At 73.1% G+C, this 26,081-nt stretch carries 18 protein-coding genes, 4 tRNA genes and 1 riboswitch; of the genes, 15 read left to right on the forward strand and 7 right to left on the reverse strand.

The genetic code is table 11. The annotated features are described in order from the left end of the window. Positions 1-293: 293 nt before the first annotated feature. The 6 genes from ACFV1J_RS33140 (at position 294) to ACFV1J_RS33165 (ending at position 6,584) form a co-directional block, all read left to right on the forward strand. Entirely contained in the window at positions 294-1,742 is a 1,449-nt protein-coding gene (locus ACFV1J_RS33140; protein WP_030811648.1) for a hypothetical protein, read from the forward strand. A gap of 239 nt (positions 1,743-1,981) precedes the next feature. Beyond that, positions 1,982-3,196, forward strand: a complete 1,215-nt coding sequence (gene lhgO, locus ACFV1J_RS33145) for an L-2-hydroxyglutarate oxidase (protein ID WP_385864371.1) — start codon at positions 1,982-1,984, stop codon at positions 3,194-3,196. A 93-nt stretch (positions 3,197-3,289) separates the two neighbouring features. Then, complete coding sequence (gene trmB / locus ACFV1J_RS33150) at positions 3,290-4,132, forward strand: tRNA (guanosine(46)-N7)-methyltransferase TrmB (protein ID WP_385864373.1); 843 nt, start codon at positions 3,290-3,292, stop codon at positions 4,130-4,132. A 178-nt stretch (positions 4,133-4,310) separates the two neighbouring features. Continuing rightward, entirely contained in the window at positions 4,311-5,534 is a 1,224-nt protein-coding gene (locus ACFV1J_RS33155) for a PrsW family intramembrane metalloprotease (RefSeq protein ID WP_385864374.1), read from the forward strand. Positions 5,535-5,759: 225 nt separating this feature from the next. Continuing rightward, positions 5,760-6,242 (forward strand): very short patch repair endonuclease, encoded by a 483-nt coding sequence (locus ACFV1J_RS33160; RefSeq protein WP_385864376.1) that lies wholly within the window; start codon positions 5,760-5,762, stop codon positions 6,240-6,242. 39 nt (positions 6,243-6,281) lie between these two features. Continuing rightward, positions 6,282-6,584 carry a hypothetical protein gene (locus tag ACFV1J_RS33165; protein ID WP_385864378.1) on the forward strand — a complete coding sequence of 101 codons (303 nt, stop codon included), beginning with the start codon at positions 6,282-6,284 and terminating at the stop codon, positions 6,582-6,584. 104 nt (positions 6,585-6,688) lie between these two features. On the opposite strand, the gene ACFV1J_RS33170 is transcribed toward ACFV1J_RS33165, so the two are convergent. Both ACFV1J_RS33170 and ACFV1J_RS33175 read right to left on the reverse strand, forming a co-directional pair. After that, the gene (locus ACFV1J_RS33170) at positions 6,689-7,648 is read right to left on the reverse strand and encodes an aldo/keto reductase (RefSeq protein WP_385864380.1); all 960 of its coding nucleotides are present in this window, start codon (positions 7,646-7,648) and stop codon (positions 6,689-6,691) included. A gap of 118 nt (positions 7,649-7,766) precedes the next feature. Further along, positions 7,767-8,981 carry a peptidoglycan DD-metalloendopeptidase family protein gene (locus ACFV1J_RS33175; protein ID WP_385864382.1) on the reverse strand — a complete coding sequence of 405 codons (1,215 nt, stop codon included), beginning with the start codon at positions 8,979-8,981 and terminating at the stop codon, positions 7,767-7,769. An 11-nt stretch (positions 8,982-8,992) separates the two neighbouring features. Next, positions 8,993-9,147, reverse strand: a riboswitch (cyclic di-AMP (ydaO/yuaA leader). A 304-nt stretch (positions 9,148-9,451) separates the two neighbouring features. Between ACFV1J_RS33175 and ACFV1J_RS33180 the strand changes: the two genes are divergently transcribed. Beyond that, positions 9,452-10,741, forward strand: coding sequence for a DUF2332 family protein (locus ACFV1J_RS33180; protein ID WP_385864383.1), 1,290 nt, complete (start codon positions 9,452-9,454; stop codon positions 10,739-10,741). Positions 10,742-10,759: 18 nt separating this feature from the next. Here ACFV1J_RS33180 and ACFV1J_RS33185 read toward each other — a convergent pair whose 3' ends face one another. Then, positions 10,760-11,902, reverse strand: a complete 1,143-nt coding sequence (locus tag ACFV1J_RS33185) for a PP2C family protein-serine/threonine phosphatase (protein WP_385864421.1) — start codon at positions 11,900-11,902, stop codon at positions 10,760-10,762. A gap of 340 nt (positions 11,903-12,242) precedes the next feature. Between ACFV1J_RS33185 and ACFV1J_RS33190 the strand changes: the two genes are divergently transcribed. Next, positions 12,243-12,725 (forward strand): hypothetical protein, encoded by a 483-nt coding sequence (locus ACFV1J_RS33190; protein ID WP_385864385.1) that lies wholly within the window; start codon positions 12,243-12,245, stop codon positions 12,723-12,725. 162 nt (positions 12,726-12,887) lie between these two features. After that, entirely contained in the window at positions 12,888-15,083 is a 2,196-nt protein-coding gene (locus ACFV1J_RS33195) for a LysM peptidoglycan-binding domain-containing protein (RefSeq protein ID WP_385864387.1), read from the forward strand. A gap of 157 nt (positions 15,084-15,240) precedes the next feature. Here ACFV1J_RS33195 and ACFV1J_RS33200 read toward each other — a convergent pair. The 3 genes from ACFV1J_RS33200 to ACFV1J_RS33210 all read right to left on the reverse strand — a co-directional run bounded on the left by ACFV1J_RS33200 (position 15,241) and on the right by ACFV1J_RS33210 (position 18,665). Then, positions 15,241-15,313 (reverse strand) — tRNA-Lys (locus ACFV1J_RS33200). A gap of 183 nt (positions 15,314-15,496) precedes the next feature. Beyond that, complete coding sequence (locus ACFV1J_RS33205) at positions 15,497-17,737, reverse strand: DEAD/DEAH box helicase (RefSeq protein ID WP_385864388.1); 2,241 nt, start codon at positions 17,735-17,737, stop codon at positions 15,497-15,499. A gap of 397 nt (positions 17,738-18,134) precedes the next feature. Next, the gene (locus tag ACFV1J_RS33210) at positions 18,135-18,665 is read right to left on the reverse strand and encodes a hypothetical protein (protein ID WP_385864392.1); all 531 of its coding nucleotides are present in this window, start codon (positions 18,663-18,665) and stop codon (positions 18,135-18,137) included. Here ACFV1J_RS33210 and ACFV1J_RS33215 point away from each other — a divergent pair. After that, complete coding sequence (locus ACFV1J_RS33215) at positions 18,664-18,993, forward strand: hypothetical protein (protein WP_385864394.1); 330 nt, start codon at positions 18,664-18,666, stop codon at positions 18,991-18,993. The genes ACFV1J_RS33210 and ACFV1J_RS33215 overlap by 2 nt on opposite strands. Positions 18,994-19,125: 132 nt before the next feature. On the opposite strand, the gene ACFV1J_RS33220 is transcribed toward ACFV1J_RS33215, so the two are convergent. Next, positions 19,126-19,476 (reverse strand): metallopeptidase family protein, encoded by a 351-nt coding sequence (locus ACFV1J_RS33220; protein ID WP_385864398.1) that lies wholly within the window; start codon positions 19,474-19,476, stop codon positions 19,126-19,128. A 119-nt stretch (positions 19,477-19,595) separates the two neighbouring features. Here ACFV1J_RS33220 and ACFV1J_RS33225 point away from each other — a divergent pair, with 119 nt between their 5' ends. From ACFV1J_RS33225 to hrpA, 5 genes are all read left to right on the forward strand, one after another. Then, a complete protein-coding gene (locus tag ACFV1J_RS33225) occupies positions 19,596-21,326 on the forward strand; it encodes a metallophosphoesterase (RefSeq protein WP_385864401.1) in 1,731 nt (576 codons plus the stop codon). Between the two features lie 82 nt (positions 21,327-21,408). Then, a tRNA-Glu gene (locus ACFV1J_RS33230) sits at positions 21,409-21,481 on the forward strand. 48 nt (positions 21,482-21,529) lie between these two features. Further along, a tRNA-Asp gene (locus ACFV1J_RS33235) sits at positions 21,530-21,604 on the forward strand. A 4-nt stretch (positions 21,605-21,608) separates the two neighbouring features. After that, positions 21,609-21,682: transfer RNA gene (locus ACFV1J_RS33240), tRNA-Phe, on the forward strand. A 238-nt stretch (positions 21,683-21,920) separates the two neighbouring features. Next, positions 21,921-26,009: an ATP-dependent RNA helicase HrpA gene (gene hrpA, locus ACFV1J_RS33245; protein WP_385864403.1), complete on the forward strand. Its 4,089-nt coding sequence runs from the start codon at positions 21,921-21,923 to the stop codon at positions 26,007-26,009. Positions 26,010-26,081 lie beyond the last annotated feature (72 nt).

Raw genomic sequence — 26,081 nt, forward strand, 5'->3', positions numbered from 1 at the left:
GACCGTCACCCGCGGGGAATGAGGTGACGGTGTCCCCCAGCCCACTGGATCCAGTGCAGCGGGCCGACCCACGCACCAGCCATGGAAGCGCTCCCGTGGTCGGGCGACCAGCGCGCACGGGCAGGCGCACGGGCACACGTACCCGGAGCACATGCCAGATCCCGCACCCCTGTCTGAACATGAATCTCGCCATCCGGGACACCGGCCCTTAACGGTCGGGATCCGGCGAACTACTCTGGGTGGATGCATGCCCCGGGGTAGCGGGGCGGCTGTCGCTGTGTCGAGGGGTGCGCATGTCCAGGGATATACGCGGGCCGAACGAAAAGCTCGGCACCGTTCTCGCCCTCGCGGGTATCAGCAACGCCGGACTGGCCCGCCGGGTCAACGACCTCGGTGCGCAGCGTGGGCTGACGCTTCGTTATGACAAGACGTCGGTGGCGCGGTGGGTCTCCAAGGGCATGGTGCCGCAGGGCGCCGCGCCCCATCTGATCGCGTCCGCGATCGGCAGCAAACTGGGCCGGCCGGTGCCGCTGCACGAGATCGGGCTGGCCGACGCGGACCCGGCGCCCGAGGTCGGTCTGGCCTTCCCCCGCGATGTGGGCGCCGCGGTGCGCTCGGCGACCGAGCTCTACCGTCTCGATCTGGCCGGGCGGCGGGCCGGCGGTGGCGGCATCTGGCAGAGCCTGGCCGGATCCTTCGCGGTGAGCGCGTACGCCACGCCCGCCTCGCGCTGGCTGATATCCCCGGCCGACAGCTCGGTGGCCCGGGAGGCCGCCGAGGCGCGCGACAAGGACGCCGCGGCGGCCGGCGACGCCGGGATCCCGCAGCACGTGGGCCACAGCGACGTCAGCAAGCTGCGCGAGGCGGCGGAGGACGCGCGCCGCTGGGACTCCAAGTACGGCGGCGGGGACTGGCGTTCGTCCATGGTGCCGGAGTGCCTCCGGGTGGACGCGGCGCCGTTGCTGCTCGCCTCGTACAGCGACGAGGTGGGCCGGGCGCTCTTCGGGGCGACCTCCGAGCTCACCCGGCTCGCGGGGTGGATGGCGTTCGACACCGGGCAGCAGGAGGCCGCGCAGCGCTACTACATCCAGGCGCTGCGGCTCGCCCGCGCGGCCGCCGACGTCCCGCTCGGTGGGTACGTCCTCGCCTCGATGTCCCTCCAGGCGACGTACCGCGGGTTCGCCGACGAGGGCGTCGACCTCGCCCAGGCGGCCCTGGAACGCAATCGCGGTCTGGCCACCGCCCGCACCATGAGCTTCTTCCGCCTGGTGGAGGCACGGGCGCAGGCCAAGGCCGGTGAGGCACGCGCCTGCGAGGTGGCGCTGAAGGCGTCCGAGGGCTGGCTGGAGCGCTCCCGGGGCGGCGATCCCGACCCGTCGTGGCTGGACTTCTACTCGTACGAGCGGTTCGCGGCCGACGCGGCCGAGTGCTACCGGGACCTGCGGCTGCCCCGGCAGGTGCGCCGCTTCACCGAGCAGGCGCTGTCCCGGCCGACCGAGGAGTTCGTCCGCTCGCACGGGCTGCGGCTGGTGGTGTCCGCGGTGGCCGAACTGGAGTCCGGCAATCTGGACGCGGCCTGCGCGGCGGGCGCCCGCGCGGTCGAGGTGGCCGGCCGGATCTCCTCGGCGCGTACGACGGAGTACGTCCGCGACCTGCTGCACCGCCTCGAACCGTACGGCGATGAGCCGCGGGTCGTGGAGCTGCGGGAACGGGCGAGACCCTTGCTGGCGGCGCCGGCGTAGCGGTCCGGGGCGGCCGCCGGGCCGCCCGCGCAGCCCGCCGAGCAGCCCATCGCGCAGCCCGCCGAGCAGCCCATCGCGCAGCCCGCCGAGCAGCCGGCCGAGCGGATTGCCGACGGGAATCCCGACGGGAACGCCGACGGGATTGTCAGTGCCGACCGTCATGATGGGATACGTCGTCGGGATGGCGTGCGGGCCCGCGGCGACGGTCGGGCCCGCGGTCATGCGGTTGGGGAGGTGCAGTGTCGTCGTACGACTGCGACGTGCTGGTGATCGGTGCCGGCATCATCGGGCTCTCAACGGCGTATGCGATCACGCGCGCCGCGCCGGGCACGCGCGTCGTGGTGCTGGAGAAGGAGCAGGGCCCGGCCCGCCATCAGACCGGGCGCAACAGCGGAGTGATCCACAGCGGCATCTACTACCCGCCCGGCTCGCTCAAGGCCCGCTTCGCCGTCCAGGGCTCCGCGGAAATGGTGAAATTCTGCACCGAACACGACATTCCGCATGAGGTCACCGGCAAGCTGATCGTCGCCACCGACCGCAGCGAGCTGCCCCGGCTGCACGGCCTGATCCAGCGCGGCCGCGAGCACGGCCTGCCGGTCCGCGAGCTGGGCCCGGCCCAGATAGCGGAGTACGAACCGGAGGTCCGCGGCCTGGCCGCCATCCATGTCGGCACCACCGGCATCTGCGACTTCGGCGCGGTCGCCACCCGGCTCGGCGCGCTCGCCACGGACGCCGGCGCCCGGATCGTCTACGGCGCCGAGGTGACGGTGATCGGCCGCCGCCCCGGCCGGGTGGCGGTCCGTACGGCCGACGGCACGGTCCACCGCGCCCGCGCCCTGGTCAACTGCGCCGGGCTGCACTGCGACCGGATCGCCCGGCTGGCCGGCGATGCGCCCGGGATGCGGATCGTCCCCTTCCGCGGTGAGTACTTCACCCTCACCCCCGAGCGCGCCGCCCTGGTCCGCGGCCTGGTCTACCCGGTCCCCGACCCCGCCTTCCCGTTCCTCGGCGTCCATCTCACCCGCGGCGTCGACGGCGCCGTCCACATCGGCCCGAACGCCGTCCCCGCCCTGGCCCGCGAGGGCTACGACTGGCGCACGGTCCGCCCCGGCGAACTGGCCGGCACCCTCGCCTACCCCGGCTCCTGGCGGATCGCCCGCCGCCACTGGCGCTACGGCGCCGGCGAGCTGCACCGCTCCCTCTCCCGCCGGGCCTTCACCGACGCGGTCCGCCGCCTCCTCCCCGCCGCCCGCGAGGAGGACCTCCGCCCGTGCCCGGCCGGCGTCCGCGCCCAGGCCGTCCTCCCCGACGGCACCCTCGTCGACGACTTCCTCTTCTCCGAATCCCCCGGCATGATCCACGTCCTCAACGCCCCGTCGCCCGCCGCCACCGCCTCCCTCCCCATCGGCCGCGAGGTGGCCCGTCGGACGCTGGGCGTGCTCGGGGCGGCCTGACGTGAGGCGGTGTCTTCTCGACGAGACCGGGGAGACGTCCCCTGGCTCCGGCGCTCCGGGGCCCGCACTCCGCCCCCGTAGAATCGAACCACTGTGTCCGAGAACCGCACCCCCTCCCCCGCCCCCCTGACCGACGCCGTGGCAGCAGCCGCTCCGGAAGCCGTGGCCACGGCCGACCGGCGGCGTGGCGCGCCGGCGCCGCGTCGTGGCGAGCCGATGTTCCCCGACGGCACCGGGCCCGCGGCCGACCCCGCCGGGTCGCACCACGAGCGGCGGATCCGGTCGTTCCAGCCCCGCCGCAGCCGGGTCTCGCCGTCGCAGGCCGATGCGCTGCGCCGGCTGTGGCCGACGTGGGGCCTGGACATCGACGGGCTGTCGCGGCTGGACCTCGACGCGTTCTTCGACGGCCTGCCGGTCGTCCTGGAGATCGGCTTCGGGATGGGTGAGGCCACGGCGCAGATGGCCGCCGCCGACCCGGGCACCGGCATCCTCGCCTGCGACGTACACACCCCCGGCCAGGGAAATCTGCTCGGTCTCGCGGAGCGGAACGGCCTGTCCAACATCCGGGTGGCCAACGGCGACGCGATCATCCTGCTGCGCGAAATGCTGGCTCCCGGCTCCCTCGCCGGGCTGCGCGTCTACTTCCCCGACCCCTGGCCCAAGAAGCGCCACCACAAGCGCCGGCTGATCCAGCCGGAGTTCGTCGCCCTGGCGACGACCCGGCTCGCGCCCGGCGCGCTGGTGCACTGCGCGACCGACTGGGAGCCGTACGCCGAGCAGATGCTGGAGGTGCTCTCCGCGGAACCGACGCTGGAGAACCTCCACCCCGGCTTCGCGCCGCGGCCCGACTTCCGGCCACTGACCAAGTTCGAGGGCCAGGGCCTGGACAAGGGGCACGTCGTCCGCGACCTGCTGTTCCGCCGCCGCGGCGCGTAGGGCGGCCGCCGCTCGCTACGGTCGACTGGTGCACCCGCCCGTTCAGCCACCGCCGCAACCGCGCCGGAGAGCCCTCTGGCGCGGCACGAACCGCGGCACGAACCGCGATACGAACCGCGGTACGAGGCGCCGCGCGACCGACGGCACGCGCCGCGGTACGACCCGCGCCACCGCCCTGATGCCCCTGATATCTCTGATCTCCCTGATCTCCCTGCTCGCGCTCTCCGGCGTGATCATCGTCGGGATGGTCCGCCGGGAGACCGGCACCGAGGGCCTGCTCGTCGGGCTGGGCCTCGCGGTCTTCCCGGTGCCGCTGCTGCTCGCGGCGTTCCGCTGGCTCGACCGGATAGAACCCGAGCCCCGGCGGAACCTCGCGTTCGCCTTCGCCTGGGGGGCGTGTGCCGCGGCCCTGGTGGCGCTGGTCACCAACGGCTTCGCCACCGACTGGCTCGCCGCCAACATCGCGTCCGCGTCCCCCTCCGAGGCCGAGACCTGGGGCGCGACGGCGATCGCCCCGGTGGTCGAGGAGAGCGTGAAGGCCGCCGCCGTACTGCTCCTCTACCGCTTCCGCCGGCGCGACTTCGACGGCATCACGGACGGCATCGTCATCGCCGGCATCACCGCCACCGGTTTCGCCTTCACCGAGAACATCGTCTATCTGGGCAACGCCTTCGGCGAGGACCGCTCCATGGGCCACAGCGGTCTGGACTCGCTCACCGTGGGCACCTTCTTCGTCCGGATCATCATCTCCCCCTTCGCCCACCCCCTCTTCACCATCCTCACCGGCCTCGCCTTCGGCATAGCCGCCACCCGCTACCCCCGGCGCCGCAAAGCCCGTATCGCCCTCGTCGTCCTCGGCCTGCTCACCGCCGTCCTCCTGCACGCCATCTGGAACGCCGCGTCCTCCCTCGGCGACATCGGCTTCCTCCTCGTCTACGGGCTCTTCATGGTGCCGGTCCTCCTCGCCCTGACGTACCTGGCCGTCTGGGCCCGCAAACAGGAGCTCCTCTCCCTCCCCGGCTACCTCGCCCCCTACATCACCGCCGGCTGGCTCACCCCGGCCGAACCGGACGCCCTCTCCTCCCTCAAGACCCGCGCCCTCGCCCGCGACATCGCCCGCCGCACCCACGGCCCCGCCGCCGCCCGCGCCGTCACCGCCTACACCACCGCCGCCACCGCCCTCTCCTTCCACCGCCGCCGCGCCCACCTCACCGGCCCCGACCCGGACTTCACCACCCGCGAGCAGTACCTGCTGCAACGGGTCCGGCACTACCAGAGGTGGGGACGGCCGGCGTTGATCGATGCCTGGCACAGCGTGGGACGGAATTGCCTCGTCACGAACGAGGGCCGGTCGGCCGCCACCCGCCGGTGCACGGGCGACTCCACACGCCCTCGGACGTAGGGTTCCGAGCCGCGACCCACCGGCCCCGGCGCCGCCCGACTCGATCCTGCCGCGCCCTGCCACCTGTCACGGCCTGCCGACCGGTGCTGAGGCGCAACGGCGAATCGGGGACCGGCTCGCCGGCGCGCCCGGTAGCTGCCAAGATCCTCCGCGTCCCCCTGCGGCGGCCCGGAAGCAATGAGGCTCGGCTTCTTCTCCTGACCGCTGGTGGGCCATTCTGGGACCATGACACGCCCACCCGTCTCTCCGTCGTCGGCCGGTGTCTCCGCACGCATGAGCCGTCAGGGCAGACGGGACACCGAACCGGAGCGTGCAGTCCGGCGGCTGCTGTACGCCGCAGGACTGCGCTACCGGCTGCAACACCGCGTCCCCGGGATGGCCCGTCGCACGATCGACATCGCCTTCCCCGGCCCGCGCATCGCGGTGTTCCTCGACGGCTGTTTCTGGCACGGCTGCCCCGAACACGCCACGAGCCCCAAGGCCAATGCCGAGTGGTGGCGCACGAAGCTCGAGGGCAATGTCGCCCGCGACGCGGAGACCAACGCCCATCTCCAAGCGGCGGGATGGACGGTGCTGCGCTTCTGGGAGCACGAGAGTCCCGAAAAGGTGGCCGAGTACGTGACCCGAGCCGTGCGAGGAGCCGGCGAAGCCCGTCCGTCACAGCCGCCCGAGTCGTCGTGCGGCGGGAACGTACGGCACCGGACGTAAGGTCGAGGACAACTGACCTGCGAAACGGAGGAAATGGGCATGGCCGGCGTTCCGAGCAGTGTGGTGGCGGCGAGTGGGCTCGTTGGGGGTTATGGGGTGGCTCGGTGGACCAAGAAGCGGCCGTTGGGGGGTGTGGCGCTGGCTGCGGCGGGGGCGGTGGCGGCGCGGGAGTGGCAGCGTAAGGCCGGGGCCAAGACGGCGGCGGCGTTGGGTGGGGCCTATGTGGCGGCGTTTGTGGGGTCGCATCCGCTGGCCAAGAAGATCGGGGCCTGGCCTTCGGTGTTCGCGGTGGCGGGTGGGGTGGCGCTGGCGTCCTGGGCGGTGGTGGACCGGCGGGGGTAGCGCAACGCGCGAGGTGCCATGCGTACGTGCGTCACGGCATGCGTAAGGGAGGAGCGGGGCCCCCAGGCCCCGCTCCTCCCCTTTTCAGGCCCTCCCCGCGAAGGTCAGGCCGAGGCCTCCGTCAGGAGGGTGAGTTCGGGGGCGGTGAGGGTCAGGTCGGTGACGGCCAGGAGGGGGACGAGCTGGGCGGTCGTGCGGGCGCTGGCGATCGGGGCGGCGACCGTGGGCTGCGCGGCGAGCCAGGCCAGCGCGACGGTGGCGGGCTCGGCACCGTGGGCGGCGGCGATCGCGTCGAGGGCCGCCAGGACGCGGGGGCCGCGGTCGGTGGACAGGTACTGCGCGGCCTTCTGGGACCGGGCGCTGTCGACCGCGCCACCCGGCCGGTACTTGCCGGTCAGGAAGCCGGAGGCCAGGGCGTAGTACGGGACCGCGGCCACGCCGTTGCGGGCGGCCACATCGGCGAGTTCGCCCTCGTAGGTGTCGCGGGAGACCAGGTTGTAGTGCGGCTGCAGGGCCACGTAACGGGCCACGCCCTCGCGGTCGGAGAAGGCGAGGGACTCCTCCAGGCGCCGCGCGGAGATGTTGGAGGCGCCGATCTCGCGGACCTTGCCGGCCCGGACGAGGTCGTCCAGGGCGGTCAGGAACTCGCCGACCTCCACCGACTCGTCGTCGTAGTGGGTGTAGTAGAGGTCGAGGTAATCCGTGCGGAGACGGGTGAGGGACGCCTCGACCGCGGACTTGATGGTGGCGGCGGACAGGCCCTTGTAGTCGGGGTGGGCGCCGACCTTGGTGGCGATGACGATGTCCTCGCGATTGCCGCGGGAGGCAAGCCAGTTGCCGAGCACGGTCTCGGACTCGCCGCCCTTGTTGCCGGGCGCCCAGGCCGAGTACACGTCGGCGGTGTCGATGAAGTTGCCGCCGCCCGCCACGTACGCGTCGAGTACCGCGAACGACTCGGCCTCGTCAGCGGTCCAGCCGAAGACGTTTCCCCCGAGGCAGAGCGGGGAGACGGACAGCGAGCCCAAGGCCCTGCGGGTACCGGAGTTGTTGCTTGTCGCACTCATGGTGGGGGCAGCGTTGCGGGGCGGGTGGTTATTCCCTCGTGCGGCGGTTGGTCCCGCCTACGACGGGCGGCTACGCGTGCGCATCGCGTGGCCGCCCCACCCCGCCCCGCCCCGCTCGTCAGACGTTGAGGCCGTGGTCGCGCAGCCAGGGCATCGGGTCTATCGGGTCGCCGGCGCCGGGGCGTACCTCCAGGTGGAGGTGAGGCCCGGTGACGTTGCCCGTGGCGCCGACCCGGCCGATCACGTCACCGGTGCTGACCTTGCCCGAGGTCTTGACCATCGAGGAGAGGTGGCAGAACCAGAGCTCGGTGCCGTCGTCGAGGGTCAGGACGATGCGGTAGCCGTACGAACCGGCCCAGCCGGCCTGGGTGATGGTGCCGGAGTGCACCGCCCTGACGGGCGTACCGGTCGGGGCGGCGAAGTCCTGGCCGGTGTGGTCCGCGGCCCAGCGGTCACCGGCCTGCCCGAAGCTCGCGGTGAGGGTGTACGAGGCGACCGGGGTGAGGTAGCTCTGCGCCAGTTTGGCGAGGCGCTCGGCCTCCGCCTTCCGGCGGGCCTCCTCCTCGGCCTTGCGCCGGGCCTCGGCCGCTGCCTCCTTCTTGGCGGCCGCGGCCTTCTCGGCGGCGCTCTGGTCCGCGGCCGCGTCCGTCGTGGCCTGCTTGATCGCGGCCTGTTCGGCGGCCTCGCGGGCCTCCTGTTCGCCGGCGCCCTGCTGGGCGTCGGCCTGCTGGAGGATACGGCTGCGCAGCGCCTCACCGGCGTTCGCGCCGGAGCCCGTGCCCGCACTCGACCCGGTGTCGGTGGCCGTGGTCGACGGCGAGCCCGTCGCGGCGAGCGGGTCGACGGGCGCGGAGGCAGCGTCGGACCCGGTGTCCGAGCCGCCGTCGGATATCAGGTTGCCGACGCCGGGCAGGGAGGCGGCGTCCGGGAGGTGGTCGGTGACGGCGTCGGCCACACCGCTGAGGTCGGGCATCGAGATCGGTACCGGCGGCTTGCCCTCGGCCGTGGCCATCCCGCCCGCGCCGACCGCCGCGATGACGCCGACACCCAGGACCGTGCCACCGCGGGCGAGTCCACCGCCGCGCTGCTTGGCCACCCGGTGCTTGCCGCGGACCGGGCGGACGGACTCCTCGGTGGGGTTCCACTCCTCCCACTGGCCGTCGGCGTCACCGTGCGCCTCGCCGGCCGTCGCAAAACGGGTGTCGGTGACGAAAGCGGTGCCGCCGGAGCCTGCGAAGGCGTGCGGGGCGCCCGGCGCATGCGGGGCACCCGGGCCCCGGTCGTCGAACTCGTAGGCGGATGGAGCCTCGGGGACAGGCCTGTTGGACGCCACGGGGGCGCTCTCCTTTCCTTCCTTCTCGCCTACCGGGTTAGCTGACGGGTTCGGAGCAGGAAGGTCTCCTACGGGCACCCTCTGGCGGAGGCGTCCGATTCACCCCAAGGTGGTGGTTCCCCGGTTCCCTTGGTGCAGTTCGAGATGCTGGAGGTGCGTGAAAAGCGCGTGCGGGATTCGGCGTCGGCGCGCGGTGCCGCCTCTTGCGGCGGCTGGGACGACCGCGCTGCGTTATCGGACAGTAATAGAGATCGCGGCCGTTTTCCAAGCCTTCCCGGGAATCGATATGCCTCGCGCACCAGCTGTGGCGTGGTCTTTTCCGGTCACCATGGCCATAAATCGGGCGAGTTGACCGCACCGCCCCGCACCGCCCCGTGCCGCCGCTAAACGACCTCTCGATGATTGTGCGTCAGTTGTTATGCAGAGGGGTGCCCGACCATTACGGAACGTGAAGACAGTAACGTCGGATCATGGTCGTCAACGCCGAGCGCCCCGGATACTCCGAGAGTCCCGGACACGCCGAGAGCCCCGGACCCGCCGCACGCCTCCGCAGCACCGGTCACGGGCACCACGGCCATCCCGGCCGTCCCGGCCGCAGCGGTGGCACGTCCGGAAGCGCCCAGGACGTGGCGCGCCGGTACCAGGAGTTCTCCTGGCGCGAGGCACGCGGGCGGTCCGACGCCCACGAGGAGCTGTCCGCACGGATCGGCCAGGACCAGGAGTTGTGCGAGCTGCTGGCGGGTTCGCTGCCGGCCGGCAACAAGCAGCAGCCCCAACTCCTGGTCGCCGCCGTCCGCCATCTCGACGGCCCGCACGCGGAACAGGGCCCGCGCGGCGCGGCGGCGTACGGTCGCTGGCGCGAATGGACGATCCGTCATTGGGACCAGGTGCGGGACGTGATCATGCGCCGCGGCACCCAGACCAACGAGCCGGCCCGCTGCGCCACCCTGCTGCCGCTGCTCGCCCGGCTGCCCCAGCCACTGGCCCTGCTGGAGGTCGGCACCTCGGCGGGGCTGTGTCTGCACCCGGACCGCTATCGGTACGAGTACGCGTACCGGCACGGGCCCGGGGACGGGCAGGAGTACCGGCACGGGCCCGGGTACGCGGGCGGGCCGGCTGCCGGCCACTCTGGCGGGCGCGCACCGGGAGGAGCGCACCACCCGGTCGTCGAAGTGGGCCCGGCCGACAGCCCGGTGGTCTTCCCCTGCCTGGTGCAGGCGCCGGTGCCGGCGGCAGGGCACGGACCGCACCTCCCCACCCGGCTCCCCGAGGTCGTCTGGCGGGCCGGGATCGATCTCGATCCGCTCGACCCGGTCGCCGAGCCGGACGACCTGCGCTGGCTGCGGTCGCTCGTATGGCCCGGCGACGAGGCGCGGGCGGCCCGGCTGTCCGCGGCCGTCGAGGCGGTGCGGGCGGCGCCGCGGCCGCGGATCGTCCGCGGGGACCTGATCGAGGAACTGCCCGCGCTGGCGGCCGAGGCGCCCGCCGGGGCGACGCTGGTGGTGTTCCACACCTCCGTGCTGAGCTATCTGCCGCCGGCCCGGCGCGAGGAGTTCGCCCGGCTCGTACGGTCGGTCCTCGACGGGCGGGACGGCGGCGGGCACTGGGTCTCCCAGGAGCACCACTCCGTGCTGCCGTGGCTCCCGCTGCCCGCGCACCACACCCCGCGCCCGGACGACCCGCTGCAGCTGACCCTCGCCCTGGACGGCCACCCGGTCGCACTCACCGGCCCGCACGGGCAGAGCTTCCGCCCGCTGTAGGGGAACGCGGCACAGCCCTCACTCCCCCATGGGCCGCTGCAGCGCCAACAGGGCCATGTCGTCCGCCGGGGCCCCGCCCGTATGCCGGGAGACGTCCTCGATGAGGGCGTCCAGCAGGCTGCCGGGGCCCGGGAAGTGCCGGCCGCGGAGCTTGTCCGCCGGGTCGTAGAAACGGCCGCGCAGGTCGCGGGCCTCGGTCACGCCGTCGGTGAAGAAGAGGAGCAGCGACCCGGCCGGGAAGAACGACTCGTCGGAACGGTCCGGCCAGCTCGCCACCTCGCTCATCCCCAGCGGCAGCGCCGGCGCGGAGGGCGCCAGCTCGCACAGTCCGCCGTCCGGGCCGAGCAACAGGGGCGCCGGGTGGCCGCGGTTGAGGACCCGCAGCACGGACCGCCCGCCGGCCGGGATCTCGGCCAGAACCGCGGTGGTGAACCCCTCGCACTGGTCGAGCCCCGCGCGCCGCCCGCCCTCCCGTTGCAGCGCCCGCTCCAGCCGGCCGGCCACCGCCTCCAGGGTGGCCTCCTGTTCCGCGGCCTCCCGGAAGGCGCCGATGACCACCACGGCGGCCTCCACCGCCTCCAGCCCCTTGCCGCGGACGTCGCCGACGATCAGCCGTACGCCGTGCGGGGTGTCCTGCACCGCGTAGAGATCGCCGCCGATCCGGGCGTCCGCCCGCGCGCCCACGTACCGGGCGGCGACCGCGAGCCCGCCGAGCCGCTCGGGCGGCGCCGGCAGCACGGCCCGCTGCGCGGCCTCCGAGACGTCCCGTACGGACGCCAGATGGGCGTCGGACATCCGGACGACGCGGTTGATGGCGAGCGCCAGCAGGGCGACGACGAACACGGTCGCGATCTCGGTCACCGACTCGTGGGTGTCCTGGGCGGCGCTGCGGTACGTCACCACCAGGGACTCGCCGGCCATGGCGGCCAGGGCCGTGAGGGCGGTGGCGGGCAGCGAGAAGAGCGGCGCCGCCACCAGCGGGGCGGCGGAGAAGAAGGGCGCGGCGGTGTAGCTCGGCGGCGTCGCCATGTCGAACGCGAGGCCGCCGACGATCAGGACGGCGGGGAGCCAGCAGGCCAGGCGCCGGCCCACCGGGGACATCCGGGCCCGGCGCGCCCGCCGCTCCCCGTCGCCCGTGGACGACCCGTAGCCCTGCAGCATCCGCACCGGCCTCTTCCCGCTCCGCCCGTCCGCCGTACGAGCACCGGCATGCCGGCCGCATGTCGACGTCACCTCGACGTCCCAAGGCTGTCCGCCGCGGGGGCGCCCGGCGAATGCACGGGGGCCGGACGGGTCACCGCGCCGACCGTTCCGCCGGCCGGCACGGGCCGGGTCGCTGATCGGCCGTATCGGGGTGGTGGCGCGGTGCGGGCGCGTTCATGGTGAAGCTGACCGCTCGCGCAGGCCCGGGCCGCGCCGTGGGGCTTCCGAACGGGCCCGCCGGGTTGAGACAGCCGGGGAGGGGCGGCGGTGGGCCGATGACGACTGCTGGAGGCTGACTGTGTCATTCACCGAGAGCGAGCTGCTGGCGGCCGGCGACGGCCGGCTGGAGGAGATCTTCCGTGCCGGCCCGGCCGGTGAGGTGCCCCGTGGCCCCATGGAGGGCACCGCCATCCTGGGTGCCGGCACCGCCCTGGTGCAGCCGATCGCGGCGCTGGTGCGGCTGGCCGTGTGGCGGGGAAAGGTGTTCAGCCCCGAGAACGGCTACCTGAGCAACCGGCTGGGGCCGTTCGATGCGTTGGCCGTGCTGGCCAGGGTGGCTCCGGGCCCGAGCCTGGTGGACGAGCGGGAGTGCATCGTCATCGACTACTCGCGCACGTCCCTGGTCGCGCGCGGGGTGCGCGACGAGATCCGGCAGGTGGGCCCGGACCTGTACCTGGGCGCGATCTGGCTGTTCGGCGCGTCGAGGATCGGCTGGTTCACCCTCCGCACCCCGGAGACCGACAGCGGTACGGGCCCCGCCCCGGGACAACCGCAGGGATGAGCCGGCCCGCCCGCGGCCGGCGTCCGTCCCGACGGCGCAGCACTCGTTGCGTTCCGGGCGCACGACTGTGGCGGATCCGGTATGCGCAGCACCCGCCCCGTTCAGCGGTGACATCAGTGCCCGGCCGGCCCTGCCGCGCCTCGTGGAAAGGCTTGTGACGTCATGACCGGATCCGCCGTACGCCGGCACGCTTTCCGTCGCCCCTCCCGGCGCGGCCGGCCGCGGTGGGCCCGCCCGTTGCCGGCGGCCGCCGCCGCCGTCGCCGCGGCGTCGGCGGCGGTCACGCTGGCACTGGCCGCCGCCCCGTCAGGCGCACGGCCGGTCACGCCGTCCGGCGGCACGGTGCACGGCACGGTCACCGGCGCGGGACAGCCGCTGCGCGGGGTGCCGGTGCGGTTGTGGGCGGGCTCGCGAGAGGGCAGCAGGGAGCTGGGCCGGGCCCGCACCGACGCGGCCGGGGCCTTCCGGATCCGGTACGCCCCGCCCGCCGGCGGGGTCCTGTACGTGGAGGCCACGAGCGGGCGCAGGCTGCGGCTGCGCGCGGTGGTCGGGGTCGGGTCCGGCGGCGCCGTCCGGCCGCGGACCCTGGACCGGGTGACGGTCGACGAACTCACCACCGTGGCGGCCACCTACGCGCTGGCGCAGTTCGACAGCGGACGCCAGGTGGCCGGGCCCGCCCCGGGGCTGGAGAACGCCGCGGCGACCTCCTTCAACCTCGCCGACCCGACGACCGGAAGAGCCGGCCGGGTGGTCACCGACGCCGCCAACGGTGCCCGCAACGAAACCCTGGCCACGCTCGGCACCCTGGCCGACCTCGTCTCCGCGTGCGCGACGGACGGCCCGCGGTGCGCGCGACTGCTGCGCCTGGCCACACCCCGCGGCGGCCCCGCCCCCACGGACACGGTGCAGGCCCTGCTGGCCCTGGCCCACCATCCGACCCTGTCCACCGCCGGCCTGTACGCCCTGGCCCGCACCACCGGCGACCACACCCCCGCGCTCACCGCGCCGCCGGAAAGCTGGCTCCTGGCCCTGCGCTACACCGACACCGATCTGTACGCCCCCGGCCGCATCGCCTTCGACGCACGCGGCAACGCCTGGGCGACCAACAACTGGCTGCCGGGCACCCGCACCGCCAGCCGCTACGTCAGCGTCCTGGACCCCACCGGCCGCCCGGTCCTCGGCAGCCCCCTCAGCGGCGGCGGGATGAACGGCGGGGCGTGGGGCATCGCCGTCGACCACGGCGGTGCGGTGTGGGCGCCCAGCTACGGCACCGATGCCATGACGAAGTACTCGGCCACCGGCACGCCGCTCTCGCCCCCCACAGGGTGGGCGAACGGCGGATTCGTCCGCCCGCAGGGGGTCGCCGTCGACCAGCGCGGCAACCTGTGGATCGCCAACTCCTTCGGCCTGTCGGGCAAACCGGGCCTGGGCAGCATCGTCGTCTATCCGCACGGGGACCCCGCCAAGGCATTCACCCTCCCCCACAGCGGCCTCAACCACCCCTTCGGCCTCCAGATCGACGCCCGCGGCCGGGCCTGGATCACCAACAGCCAGATGGACTTCGGCCAGCTCCTGGACTCCCGCAGAGCCGGTACTCCCGGCAAGCTCGGCGGCAGTGTCACCGTCATCGGCCCGGACTTCACGACCCGGGCCACCATCAACAGCAGCTCGTTCCAAGGGCCGTTGGGGCTCGCCCTGGACTCCCACGGCAACGCCTGGGTACCCAGCTACTTCAACAGCACCATCACCGAACTGCGCCCCGACGGCACCGTCGCGGGCGTCCACCGGCTGCCCCGGACCGTCTTCCCCTGGTCGATCGCCGTCGACGGCTCCGACCGGGTATGGGTCGCCGGCTTCGGCAACGCCTCGGTGTCACTGCTGTGCGGCGAGAACGTGACCGCCTGCCCGCCCGGCGCCGCCACCGGTACCGTCCTGTCCCCGGCCAGGGGCTTCCACCACAAGGCGATCCAGCACCTGACCGCGGTACAGATCGACCCCTCGGGCAACGTATGGCTGGCCAACAACTGGTCCGCGCTCCTGCCTCCCACCGGCGGCGTGGGCCTGGTCCAACTCATCGGCGCGGCCGTCCCCGTCTGCACACCCCTGACCCCCCAGCCGGTACGCCCCACGGCCACCGCCGAGAACCCCTGCCCGCAGCAGCCCACCCCGGACCCGTCCGCCGGCCGGGCACCCGACACCACGAGCCCCCACCGCTACACCGTCCGCCCCGGTGACACCCTCGGCAGCATCGCCGCCACCCACGGCACCACCTGGGCCCACCTCTACCGCACCAACACCGACACCATCGGCGCCGACCCGGACCGGATCCGCCCCGGACAGGTCCTCGGCCTCGACTGAGACCCGCCGATGCGGCCCGTACGGCCGTCCACCGATCACCCTCGGCGATCCACGCCAGGTCGCCGCCGGGCGCGGGAAAAACGGAACGCCCCGTCCGGGCAATCCCGGTCGAGGCGTGGAACCGTACATCAGGCGACGTGTCCTGGCGTGGTTTCGGTGGGCCATCAGGGGCTCGAACCCTGAACCAATGGATTAAAAGTCCACTGCTCTGCCAATTGAGCTAATGGCCCGCACCGAGCAGCATAGCCCGAGGTCGTGCCGCAGCCCGAAGGCATTACCGAACGGCCAGGTCACAGGGGTGCCGCGGGCCGCGCGGCGGGCCCTTCGGCGGGGTGTGGCGACCGCACAACGCACCGGGCCCGTACGGCACTTGTGTGCGTACGGGCCCGGTGGTGAGCGGCGTCGGTCAGCGATCAGCCGTTGCGCTTCCAGCGCGGCTTGTCCTCGCGGCGGCCGTAGGAGCCGGCGGGGGCACCACGGTGGTCGTCACGGCGGCCGTAGGGGCGGTCGCCGCCGCCGGAACGGTGGCCACCGGTGGAGGGGCGGCCGCCGGAGCGGTCGTCGCGGTTGAAGGGCCGGTCGCCGCCGCCGGAACGGTAGCCGCCGGAGGAGCGGTCGTCACGGTGGAACGGGCGGTTCGGGCGGTCGCCGCGGTCGCGGTTGAAGCCGCGGTCACCGCGGTCGAAGGAACGGCCACCGGCACGGTCACCCCGGTCGTCCCGGCGGAAACCACCGCGGTCGTCACGACGGTCACGGTCGAAGGAACGGCCACCGGAACGCTCGTCACGGTTGACACCACCCCGGTCGTCACGGCGGTCGTCACGACGGTCCCGGCGCTCGAAACCGCCCCGGTCGTCGCGGCGGTCACGGTCGAAGGAACGGCCACCGGAACGGTCGTCACGGCGGTCGAAGGAACGGCCACCGGCGCGGTCGCCGCGGTCGTCACGGCGGAAACCACCGCGGTCGTCACGACGGTCACGGTCGAAGGAACGGCCACCGGAACGCTCGTCACGGTTGAAACCGCCCCGGTCGTCGCGACGGTCGTCACGACGGTCCCGGCGCTCGAAGTTGCCGCGGTCGTCACGGCGGTCGGAGGCGGCCGGACGACGCTCGTCGGCGGCGCTCCGCTCGACGGCGGCGGTCTCGGCGGCGACCTCCGCCGCGGCGGTCTCGGCAGCGGCGGCCAGCACCTCGGCCGGGTCCTCACCGCGCTCGCGGGCGGCCCGGGAGGTCAGCCGGTCGGCCTCCTCGCGCAGTTCGGCGGCCCGGCGCTGCAGCCGCTCCAGCTCACGGGTGAGCTGGGCGACCTCGCGCTCGGCCTGCTTGGCGGAGTTGTTGGCGGACTCGGCCTGGACCTCGGTGAGCGAACGCGCGCCGGTGATCCGGGCGACGTCCTCGTCGAAGGTGCCCGAGCCGACGATGTGCCGGGAGGCGTCCACACCGGCGTCCTCCATCAGGCGGAAGATCTGCCGGCGCTGGTGGGGCAGCGAGAGCGAGACGACCGTGCCGGACTGGCCGGCGCGGGCGGTACGGCCCGAACGGTGCAGGTAGTCCTTGTGGTCGCCGGCCGGGTCGACGTTGAGGACCAGGTCGATGCCGTCGACGTGGATACCGCGGGCCGCGACGTCGGTGGCGACCAGCGCGTTGACGTAGCCGTCCTTGAAGTCCGCGAGGACCCGGGTGCGGGCGCCCTGGGTCATGCCGCCGTGCAGCGCGTCGGCCTTGACGCCGGACTCGACCAGCTGCTCGGCGATGCGGTCGGCGCCCAGCTGGGTGCGGACGAAGATGATGGTGCGGCCCTTGCGGGCGGCGATGGCGGCGGTGACCGGCGCCTTGTCCTTCGGCTTCACGACCAGGACGTGGTGGGTCATGGTGGTGACGTTGCCCTGGGCGCTGTCGACCTCGTGGCTGACCGGGTCGGTCAGGTAGCGCTTGACCAGGGTGGAGATCTCGTTCTCCATCGTGGCGGAGAACAGCATCCGCTGGCCGCCCTCGGGCACCTGGTCCAGCAGCTCGGTGACCTCGGGCAGGAAGCCCAGGTCGGACATCTGGTCGGCCTCGTCGAGGACCGCGACCTGGACGTCCGCGAGGGAGCAGGCGCCGCGGTTGATGATGTCGCGCAGTCGGCCCGGGGTGGCGACGAGGATGTCGACGCCGCGCTCCAGGGCGTAGATCTGGTTGCCCATGGACGTACCGCCGCAGACGACCTTCATCTTCAGGCCGAGCACGTCGCCGTAGGGCTGGAGGGCGTCCGCGACCTGCATGGCCAGCTCACGGGTCGGGGTGAGGATGACGGCGCGCGGCTTCTTCTTCTCGGTGCGGCCGTCGGCGAGCCGGGCCAGGGTGGGCAGACCGAAGGAGAGGGTCTTGCCGGAGCCGGTGCGGCCGCGGCCGAGGATGTCCTTGCCGGCCAGGGCGTCCGGGATGGTCGCGGCCTGGATCGGGAAGGGGGTCGTCACGCCGTTCTGCGCGAGCTTGCGCACGACGCCCTCGGGGAGGCCGAGGTCGGCGAAGGTGAGGGTGTCGGCGTCGGCCTGGGCATCGGCGGCGGCGTCCGCATCGGACGCGACCGTGACCTCGGTCACCTCGGCGGTCGGCTGCTCGTCCTGCTCGTCGTGTGCGGGCATGACGGACTGATCAGTGGAAATGGACATGCGAAATGCGAAACCTTCCGGAGTCTCGGCACGCGCCCAAACTCCGTGTGTTTCACAACGACCGCCTCAATGCGGTCAGCCACGGCAAGGGAGAGAACGCGCCACGCGGCGCGCTTCTTTTCTGGCGCCGGGCAAATGGGATCAAACGATCTACCACCATACGCACTCCGCCCCCCGGATGGCAAATGAGCCGCTGACCAGGGCTTACGGAACGGGCCCCGGCCCCGCGGCCTTCGATCCGGCCCCGCACCCGGGCTCCACGGCTCTTCGCCCGCCCCCAGGAACGGCCCTTCGCCCCTCCCCAGAAGCAGCCCTTCACCCGCCCCCAGGAGCGGCCCTTCGCCCGTCCCCCCAGGAACCGTCCGCGGCCCGTACCCACCCCCGTCGGCCGGACCCGTCAGGCCCCCTCGTCCATGGTGCCTGCCTTCCCGGGCTCCCCCGGCTCGCCCGGCTCCCCCGGCTCGGACAGCGACGACATCGGCGAGACCGGGGACGGACCGGACGCCTGGGCGCTCGGCGGGGTCGCGGGGGTGCTCGGCGGCGGGGTCGGGGCGGCGGTGGGGGTGCTGGGGGGCGTGGGCGTGGCGGGCGGGGCGGACGGCCGGGTGGAGTGGGACGGCGAGGGGCCGGCGGGTCCGTGCGCGCCGCCGGAGCCGCCGCTGCCGCCCGCGCCGGGTTCCGGGCCCGAGGGCTCCACCGGGCCGGGTGTCCTACCGCTCTCGGACGGCTTGGGCTTCGCGGACTTCGACTTCTTGCCCGGCTTCTCGTCGCCGCCGGCCGGCCGGGCCTCGCCGTTACGGCCCAGCTGCCGCGCTCCGGCGCCGCGCCCGTCGGCGGTCGGTCCGCCGGGGCCGGGCTGCGAGCCCTGGCCGTCCTGGCGTGCGGCGCCACCGGACGGCTTGGGCTCGCCGGGGTCGCTGACGCTCATGCAGCCGGCCAGGGACGCGGCCAGCGCGGAGAGGGTCACGGCGGCGACGGCGACCCGGGACAGCGCCCGGCCCGCCGACGACTGCGGCACGGACGACTGCCGCACGGACGACTGCCGCACGGACGACTGCCGCACGGACGGCAGCGGCCCGGATGGCAGCGGCCCGGACAGCAGCGGCCCGGACAGCGGCGACGCGGACGGCCGCGCTGCCGACTGCGCGGCGGACGGTTGCGGTACGGGCGACGGCGACGACGGCACCGGTGGCTCCGGCGGCCGCGCCACCACGGGGGCGGCGGGCGGCGGTGTCGGGGACGGCGAGGGTCGGTAGGGGCTCGGGCGCACGGCGGGACCTCCGGATCCGGAGCGCAGGGACGGCGGCACGGACGCCCTGCCCAACTCCCGCCCCCCGCTTGAGGACACGCGCCCCACGCCGCCGATCACGCCGGGGCGCCGCCGCGGCTCAGCCGTAGCCGAGCGAATGCAGCCGGGCGTCGTCGATGCCGAAGTGGTGCGCGATCTCGTGAACGACCGTCACCTCGGCCTCGGCGACCACGTCCTCACGCGTCGCGCACATCCGGAGCGTCGGCCCCCGGTAGATCGTGATCCGGTCCGGCAGCACGCCCGCGTACCACTCACCGCGGTCGGTCAGCGGCGTCCCCTCGTACAGCCCGAGCAGCTCGGGGTCGTCGGCGGGCGGTTCGTCCTCGACGAAGACCGCCACGTTGTCCATCAGCCGGGTCAGCTCCGGCGGGATCCGGTCCAGCGCCTCGGCGACCAGTTCCTCGAACTCCTCGCGCGTCATTTCCAGCACACCACCATTCTCCGCCACCGTTCCCGCCTCCGATCGTCGCCGCCCGCCGGTCGTTCCGCACCACCACCACAGTCGCCGCACCCTGATTGACGGGCGCCGTGCCCGGGCATACGGGGCCAATGGCCCGTGCTCAGCGCTCCCGGACATCGGCCCCCGACCTACCGCGAAACCCCCTGCTCCGGTGGCTGCCCCGCCCGTTCCGCCCGCCGTGGCGTCCGGGCCGGGACCGGCCGCACGGCGTATCCGTGGCACCCGGAGCCGTCCGCCGTCCCTCCCGCTTCCGCCGTACGGAACCCGCCGTGGCCCCCCTCGACCCGCCGCGCCCGCTGGCCCGTTCGCTCGGCCTGATAGCCGTGACCGCGCTCGGCTCCTGGCTCGGGCTGCTCCTCATCGGCACCGTGCACGCCCCGGTCGGCCCGATGGACACCAGCATGGCCCTGCGCCCCTCGCTGACCGGCGGGACCCGGATCGACGTGGCGCCGCTCGGCGACCTGGAGCTGAGCAGCCACTACGCGCCACTGCGGCTCGACGTCGACGTCGACCGGCTGGACCCGGTCCGCTCGCAGGCGCTGGTCTCCCACCCCGAGCGGTTCGCCGGCCTGCAGGACGAGGTCACCCATGACGTCTCCCGCGGCGCCCTCGGGCTGGCGGTGCGCTCCTGCCTCGCCGTGGCCGCCGGCGCGACCGCGCTGGGCCTGGTCGTCTACCGCCGCCCGCGCCGCGCCCTGGCCGCCGGCGGTCTGGCGCTCGCCCTCCTCGGGGCCTCCGCCGGCACCGCGTACGCCACCTGGAACCCGGACTCGGTGCTGGAGCCGAAGTTCTCCGGGCTGCTGTCCTCGGCCCCGTCCGTGGTCGGCAACGCGCGCAGCATCGTCAGCGAATTCGACGTGTACCAGAAGGAGTTGGCGCGGCTGGTCACCAACGTCACCAAGCTCTACGACGCCACCTCGACGCTGCCGGCGTACCAGCCCGACCCCAGCACCCTCCGCGTACTGCACGTCTCCGACATCCACCTGAACCCGGCCAGCTGGCGGATCATCGCCTCCCTGGTGAAGCAGTACCGGATCAACGTGATCGTCGACACCGGCGACACCATGGACCACGGCTCGGCCGCCGAGAACCACTTCCTCGACGCGGCGTCCACGCTCGGCGCGCCGTACGTATGGGTGCGCGGCAACCACGACTCGCACACCACGCAGAAGTACCTCTCCGGCCGCCGGCACGTCACCGTCCTCGACAACGGCCGGGTGGCCCGGGTCGCCGGGGTGCGGATCGCGGGCACCGGCGACCCGCAGTTCACCCCGGACCGCTCGGTCGTGGCGGCCGGGGACGCCGCCGAGCGCGCCGCCGGCCGCCGGCTCGCCGATGTGCTGCGCACCGAGCGGCTGGCCGGAACGCCGGTCGACCTGGCGCTGGCGCACAACCCGGCCGCCGCGACGGAGACCGACGGGCTGGTCCCGCTGGTGCTGGCCGGCCACATCCACCACCGGGAGATCACCACGCTCCCCGGGGGCACCCGGCTGATGGTCGAGGGCTCCACGGGCGGCGGCGGGCTGCGGGCGGTGCAGAACAAGAAGCCCGCCCCGGTCCAGGCGTCGGTGCTCTATCTGGACCGCCGGACCAAGCGGCTGCAGGCGTGGGACGAGATCACCCTGGGCGGGCTGGGCCTGTCCCGCGCCGAGGTCAGCCGCCACCTCCCCCGGGAGAACCAGCCCGGCGCCACGCCGGCGCCGACCCGCTCGGCTCACCCGTCCGGCCCGTTCGCCGGCCCGTCCTCAGGGCCGTCCGCCGGCCGCTCACCGGGGCCTTTCTCGCGGCCGACCAGGACCCCTTCCGACGGCTCCGGGTAAACCGTTTTGGCGAACGGTCCTCCCATCCCATATGCTTCTCACGTCCCCGACGGCGCCGGTAACGACGCCAAGGAGGCCACCAGCCCTCATCGTCTAGTGGCCCAGGACGCCGCCCTTTCAAGGCGGTAGCACGGGTTCGAATCCCGTTGGGGGCACGCATCACCGTGTGTGAGAATGGTTCAGGCCGCTTTCACGCAATGCAAGGTCCTGTGGAGCAGTTTGGAGTGCTCGCCACCCTGTCAAGGTGGAGGCCGCGGGTTCAAATCCCGTCAGGACCGCTGCGGCTGGGTAGCTCAGTTGGTACGAGCGATCGCCTGAAAAGCGATAGGTCGCCGGTTCGACCCCGGCCCCAGCCACACCCATTGGACGAAGGCCCCGGTTCCTCGGAACCGGGGCCTTCGTCGTTGCGCCGCCCGAGGACGGTCGCGCAGGGGGTTCGCCCTGGGGGCCGGAGCGCCGCGATGATCAAGCATGCGCACACGCTGAAACACCGAGGCCGGACATTCCGCGCAAGAGCCGTATGCGGGCGGGCGCCCGGCCGGGCCGGCAAATGGTTCGCCAGTCGTTCACCCGAGGTGAGATCCTGGGGGACGTATGTCCAGTCAGCCTGCCTCCGCCCTGCCCGACGGCATCTCCTCCACCCCGCCCGGCTCCGCTGCTCCCACCCTCACCGCGCTGCACGCACGCCTGCCCGAGTTGATGCTGCGCGACGCGCAGCGGCTGGGGCGCCGGCTCGACGGCGCGCGCCGGATCCGTAAGCCCGAAGCCAGGGCGGCCGTGCTCGCCGAGATCGCCGACGGCATCGACGAGGCCGAGCTGCGGGTCGACCAGCGGCGCGCCGCGGTCCCGGAGATCACGTATCCGGAAGAACTGCCGGTCAGCCAGAAGCGGGACGAGATCCTCGCGGCGATCCGCGACCACCAGGTCGTGATCGTGGCCGGCGAGACCGGCTCCGGCAAGACGACCCAGATCCCGAAGATCTGCCTGGAGCTCGGCCGGGGCGTGCGCGGTCTGATCGGGCACACCCAGCCGCGCCGGATCGCGGCCCGTACGGTCGCCGAGCGCGTCGCGGAGGAGCTGCGGACCCCGCTGGGCGAGGTGGTCGGCTGGAAGGTCCGGTTCACCGATCAGGTCGGCGCCGACACCCTCGTCAAGCTGATGACGGACGGCATCCTGCTCGCCGAGATCCAGACCGACCGCGAGCTGCGCCAGTACGACACGATCATCATCGACGAGGCCCACGAGCGCAGCCTCAACATCGACTTCATCCTCGGCTACCTCGCGCAGCTGCTGCCGCGGCGCCCCGACCTCAAGGTCGTGATCACCTCCGCGACCATCGACCCGGAGCGGTTCGCGCGGCACTTCGGCTCGTTCGCCACGGTCGGGGCGGCGGCCACCGCCGCGGGCGACGGTGACGCCGCCCCCAGCGCGCCGATCGTCGAGGTGTCCGGCCGTACGTATCCGGTGGAGGTGCGCTACCGACCGCTGCTGGAGGAGGGCGGCCAGGACGCGGACCGCGACCAGATCACCGCCATCTGCGATGCGGTGGACGAGCTGCAGGCCGAGGGCCCGGGCGACATCCTGGTCTTCCTCTCGGGCGAGCGGGAGATCCGCGACACCGCGGACGCGCTCAACAAGAAGCAGCTCCCGCAGACCGAGGTGCTGCCGCTGTACGCCCGGCTGTCGCACGCCGAACAGCACCGCGTCTTCCAGCGCCACACCGGCCGGCGGATCGTGCTGGCCACGAACGTCGCCGAGACCTCGCTGACCGTGCCGGGCATCCGGTACGTCATCGACCCGGGCATGGCCCGGATCTCCCGCTACAGCTACCGCACCAAGGTCCAGCGGCTGCCCATCGAGCCGGTCTCGCAGGCCAGCGCCAACCAGCGCAAGGGCCGCTGCGGCCGGACCAGCGACGGCATCTGCATCCGGCTGTATTCCGAGGACGACTTCCTCTCCCGCCCCGAGTTCACCGACGCGGAGATCCTCCGGACGAACCTCGCCTCCGTCATCCTGCAGATGACCGCGGCCGGCCTCGGCGACATCGAGAAGTTCCCGTTCATCGATCCGCCGGACCGCCGCAACATCAAGGACGGCGTGCAGCTCCTCGAGGAGCTCGGCGCGCTCGACCCGAAGCAGAAGGACCCGAAGAAGCGGCTCACGCAGACCGGCCGCAAGCTGTCCCAGCTGCCGGTCGACCCGCGGCTGGCGCGGATGGTACTGGAGGCGGACCGCAACGGCTGTGTCCGCGAGGTCATGGTCATCGCGGCCGCGCTGTCCATCCAGGACCCGCGCGAGCGGCCGTCCGACAAGCAGCAGCAGGCCGATCAGCAGCACGCCCGCTTCAAGGACGAGAGCAGCGACTTCCTGGCGTTCCTGAACCTCTGGCGCTATGTGCGCGAGCAGCAGAAGGAGCTGTCCTCGTCGGCCTTCCGCCGGATGTGCCGGAACGAGTTCCTGAACTACCTGCGGATACGCGAGTGGCAGGACATCTACTCCCAGCTGCGCACGGTCGCCAAGACGATGGGGATCCATCTGAGCGAGGAGGACGCGGCACCGGACCGTGTCCACACCTCCCTCCTCGCCGGTTTGCTTTCGCACATCGGCCTGAAGGATACGGACGCCAAGAACGAGTATCTCGGCGCCCGGAGCGCCAAGTTCGCGGTCTTCCCCGGGTCCGCGCTCTTCAAGAAGCCCCCGCGCTGGGTGATGTCCGCCGAGCTGGTCGAGACCTCCCGGCTGTGGGCGCGGGTGAACGCGAAGATCGAGCCGGAGTGGATCGAGCCGCTCGCCCAGCACCTGGTGAAGCGCACGTACAGCGAGCCGCACTGGGAGCAGAAGATGGCCGCGGTGATGGCGTACGAGCGGGTCACGCTCTACGGCGTCCCGATCGTCGCCCAGCGCAAGGTCAACTACGGCCGGATCGATCCGGAGACCTCGCGCGAGCTGTTCATCCGCAATGCCCTGGTCGAGGGCGACTGGCGCACCCACCACCAGTTCTTCCATGACAACCGCAAACTCCTCGGTGAGGTCGAGGAGTTGGAGCACCGCGCCCGGCGCCGCGACATCCTCGTGGACGACGAGACGCTCTTCGACTTCTACGACCGGCGGATCCCCGACCACGTCGTCTCCGGCGCCCATTTCGACTCCTGGTGGAAGACCAAGCGCCGGGACGAGCCGGAGCTGCTGAACTTCGAGCACTCGATGCTCATCAACGAATCCGCCGAGGCCGTCACGAAGGACGACTACCCGGATTCCTGGCGGCAGGGAAAGCTGAAGTTCAAGGTCACCTACCAGTTCGAGCCGGGCGCGGACGCGGACGGTGTGACCGTCCACATCCCGCTGCAGGTCCTCAACCAGGTCTCCTCCGAGGGCTTCGACTGGCAGATCCCGGGCCTGCGCGAGCAGCTGGTGACGGAGCTGATCCGGTCGCTGCCCAAGCCGATCCGGCGCAACTACGTCCCGGCGCCGAACTTCGCGGCCCGCTTCCTGGACTCCGCGGTCCCGCTGCAGGGCTCGTTGACGGCCGCGCTGGCCGCCGGGCTGCAGCGGATGGTGGGCGTGCCCGTCGACCCGGCGGACTTCGACGTGGCCAAGGTCCCGGACCACCTCAAGATCACCTTCCGGGTGGTCGACGAGCGGCGGCGCAAGCTCGCCGAGGCCAAGGACCTGGAGGCGCTGCGGCACAAGCTCAAGCCGAAGACCCAGGCGGCCATCTCCAAGGCCTTCGAGCAGGCCGCCGAACGGCCGCCCCGGGGCCGCAAGGGCGACGGGGCGGCGGCCGACGCGGCGGCGCCGGCCGGCGTGGAGCAGCGCACCGGCCTGACGTCCTGGACGATCGGCGCCCTGCCGCGCACGGTCGAGACCCGGCGCGCGGGCCAGCTGCTGAAGGCGTATCCGGCGCTGGTGGACGAGGGCAGCAGCGTCGCGGTCCGGCTCTTCGACACCGAGGCCGCGCAGCAGACGGCGATGTGGGCGGGCACCCGCCGCCTCATCCTCCTCAACATCCCGTCGAATCCCGCCAAGTTCGCCCAGGACAAGCTGAGCAACCAACAGAAGCTCGCGCTGTCCCGCAATCCGCACGGCTCGATCGCGGCGCTCTTCGACGACTGCGTGACCGCCGCCGCGGACCGTCTGATCGCGGCGCGGGGCGGCCCGGCGTGGGACGAGGAGTCCTTCCGCAAGTTGTTCGACGCGGTCCGGGCCGACCTGGTGGACGTCACGCTGCGGACGATCCAGCAGGTGCAGGAGGTGCTGGCCGCCTGGCAGGCGTGTGAGCGCCGGCTGAAGGAGACCTCCTTCCCCTCGCTGCTGCCGTCGCTGACGGACGTCAGGGAGCAGTTGGCGGAGCTCATCAAGCCGGGCTTCGTGACCGCGCACGGCGCCAAGCGGCTGCCGGACCTGATGCGCTATCTGATCGCCGCCGACCGCCGTCTGACGCAGCTGCCGACCAACGCCGAGCGGGACCGCACCCGCATGGCGAAGGTGAAGGAGATGCAGGACGAATACGCCTGGCTGCTGGAGCAGTTCCCGCCGGGCCGTGCGGTGCCGGCCGAGGCCCGCGAGATCCGCTGGATGATCGAGGAGCTCCGGGTCAGCTACTTCGCGCACGCCCTGGGGACCGCGTATCCGGTCTCCGACAAGCGGATCATGAAGGCGGTGGACGCGGCGGTGCCCGCCTGAGGGGCGGCCTCCGGTATCGAGTTCGACCGCACCCCCTGACCTGCTGTACAGTCTTGCTTCGCAGCCCGCCGC

The sequence above is a fragment of the Streptomyces sp. NPDC059649 genome (assembly GCF_042734445.1).
In the GTDB taxonomy this organism is placed as follows: domain Bacteria; phylum Actinomycetota; class Actinomycetes; order Streptomycetales; family Streptomycetaceae; genus Streptomyces.

Coding starts and splice junctions, on each gene's coding strand:
- ACFV1J_RS33140 (WP_030811648.1), top strand. CDS start 294: ATGTCCAGGGATATACGCGGGCCGAACGAAAAGCTCGGCACCGTTCTC.
- ACFV1J_RS33155 (WP_385864374.1), top strand. CDS start 4,311: ATGCCCCTGATATCTCTGATCTCCCTGATCTCCCTGCTCGCGCTCTCC.
- ACFV1J_RS33160 (WP_385864376.1), top strand. CDS start 5,760: ATGACACGCCCACCCGTCTCTCCGTCGTCGGCCGGTGTCTCCGCACGC.
- ACFV1J_RS33165 (WP_385864378.1), top strand. CDS start 6,282: ATGGCCGGCGTTCCGAGCAGTGTGGTGGCGGCGAGTGGGCTCGTTGGG.
- ACFV1J_RS33170 (WP_385864380.1), bottom strand. CDS start 7,648: ATGAGTGCGACAAGCAACAACTCCGGTACCCGCAGGGCCTTGGGCTCG.
- ACFV1J_RS33180 (WP_385864383.1), top strand. CDS start 9,452: ATGGTCGTCAACGCCGAGCGCCCCGGATACTCCGAGAGTCCCGGACAC.
- ACFV1J_RS33185 (WP_385864421.1), bottom strand. CDS start 11,902: ATGCTGCAGGGCTACGGGTCGTCCACGGGCGACGGGGAGCGGCGGGCG.
- ACFV1J_RS33195 (WP_385864387.1), top strand. CDS start 12,888: ATGACCGGATCCGCCGTACGCCGGCACGCTTTCCGTCGCCCCTCCCGG.
- ACFV1J_RS33205 (WP_385864388.1), bottom strand. CDS start 17,737: ATGTCCATTTCCACTGATCAGTCCGTCATGCCCGCACACGACGAGCAG.
- ACFV1J_RS33215 (WP_385864394.1), top strand. CDS start 18,664: ATGCAGCCGGCCAGGGACGCGGCCAGCGCGGAGAGGGTCACGGCGGCG.
- ACFV1J_RS33210 (WP_385864392.1), bottom strand. CDS start 18,665: ATGAGCGTCAGCGACCCCGGCGAGCCCAAGCCGTCCGGTGGCGCCGCA.
- ACFV1J_RS33225 (WP_385864401.1), top strand. CDS start 19,596: ATGGCCCGTGCTCAGCGCTCCCGGACATCGGCCCCCGACCTACCGCGA.
- hrpA (WP_385864403.1), top strand. CDS start 21,921: ATGTCCAGTCAGCCTGCCTCCGCCCTGCCCGACGGCATCTCCTCCACC.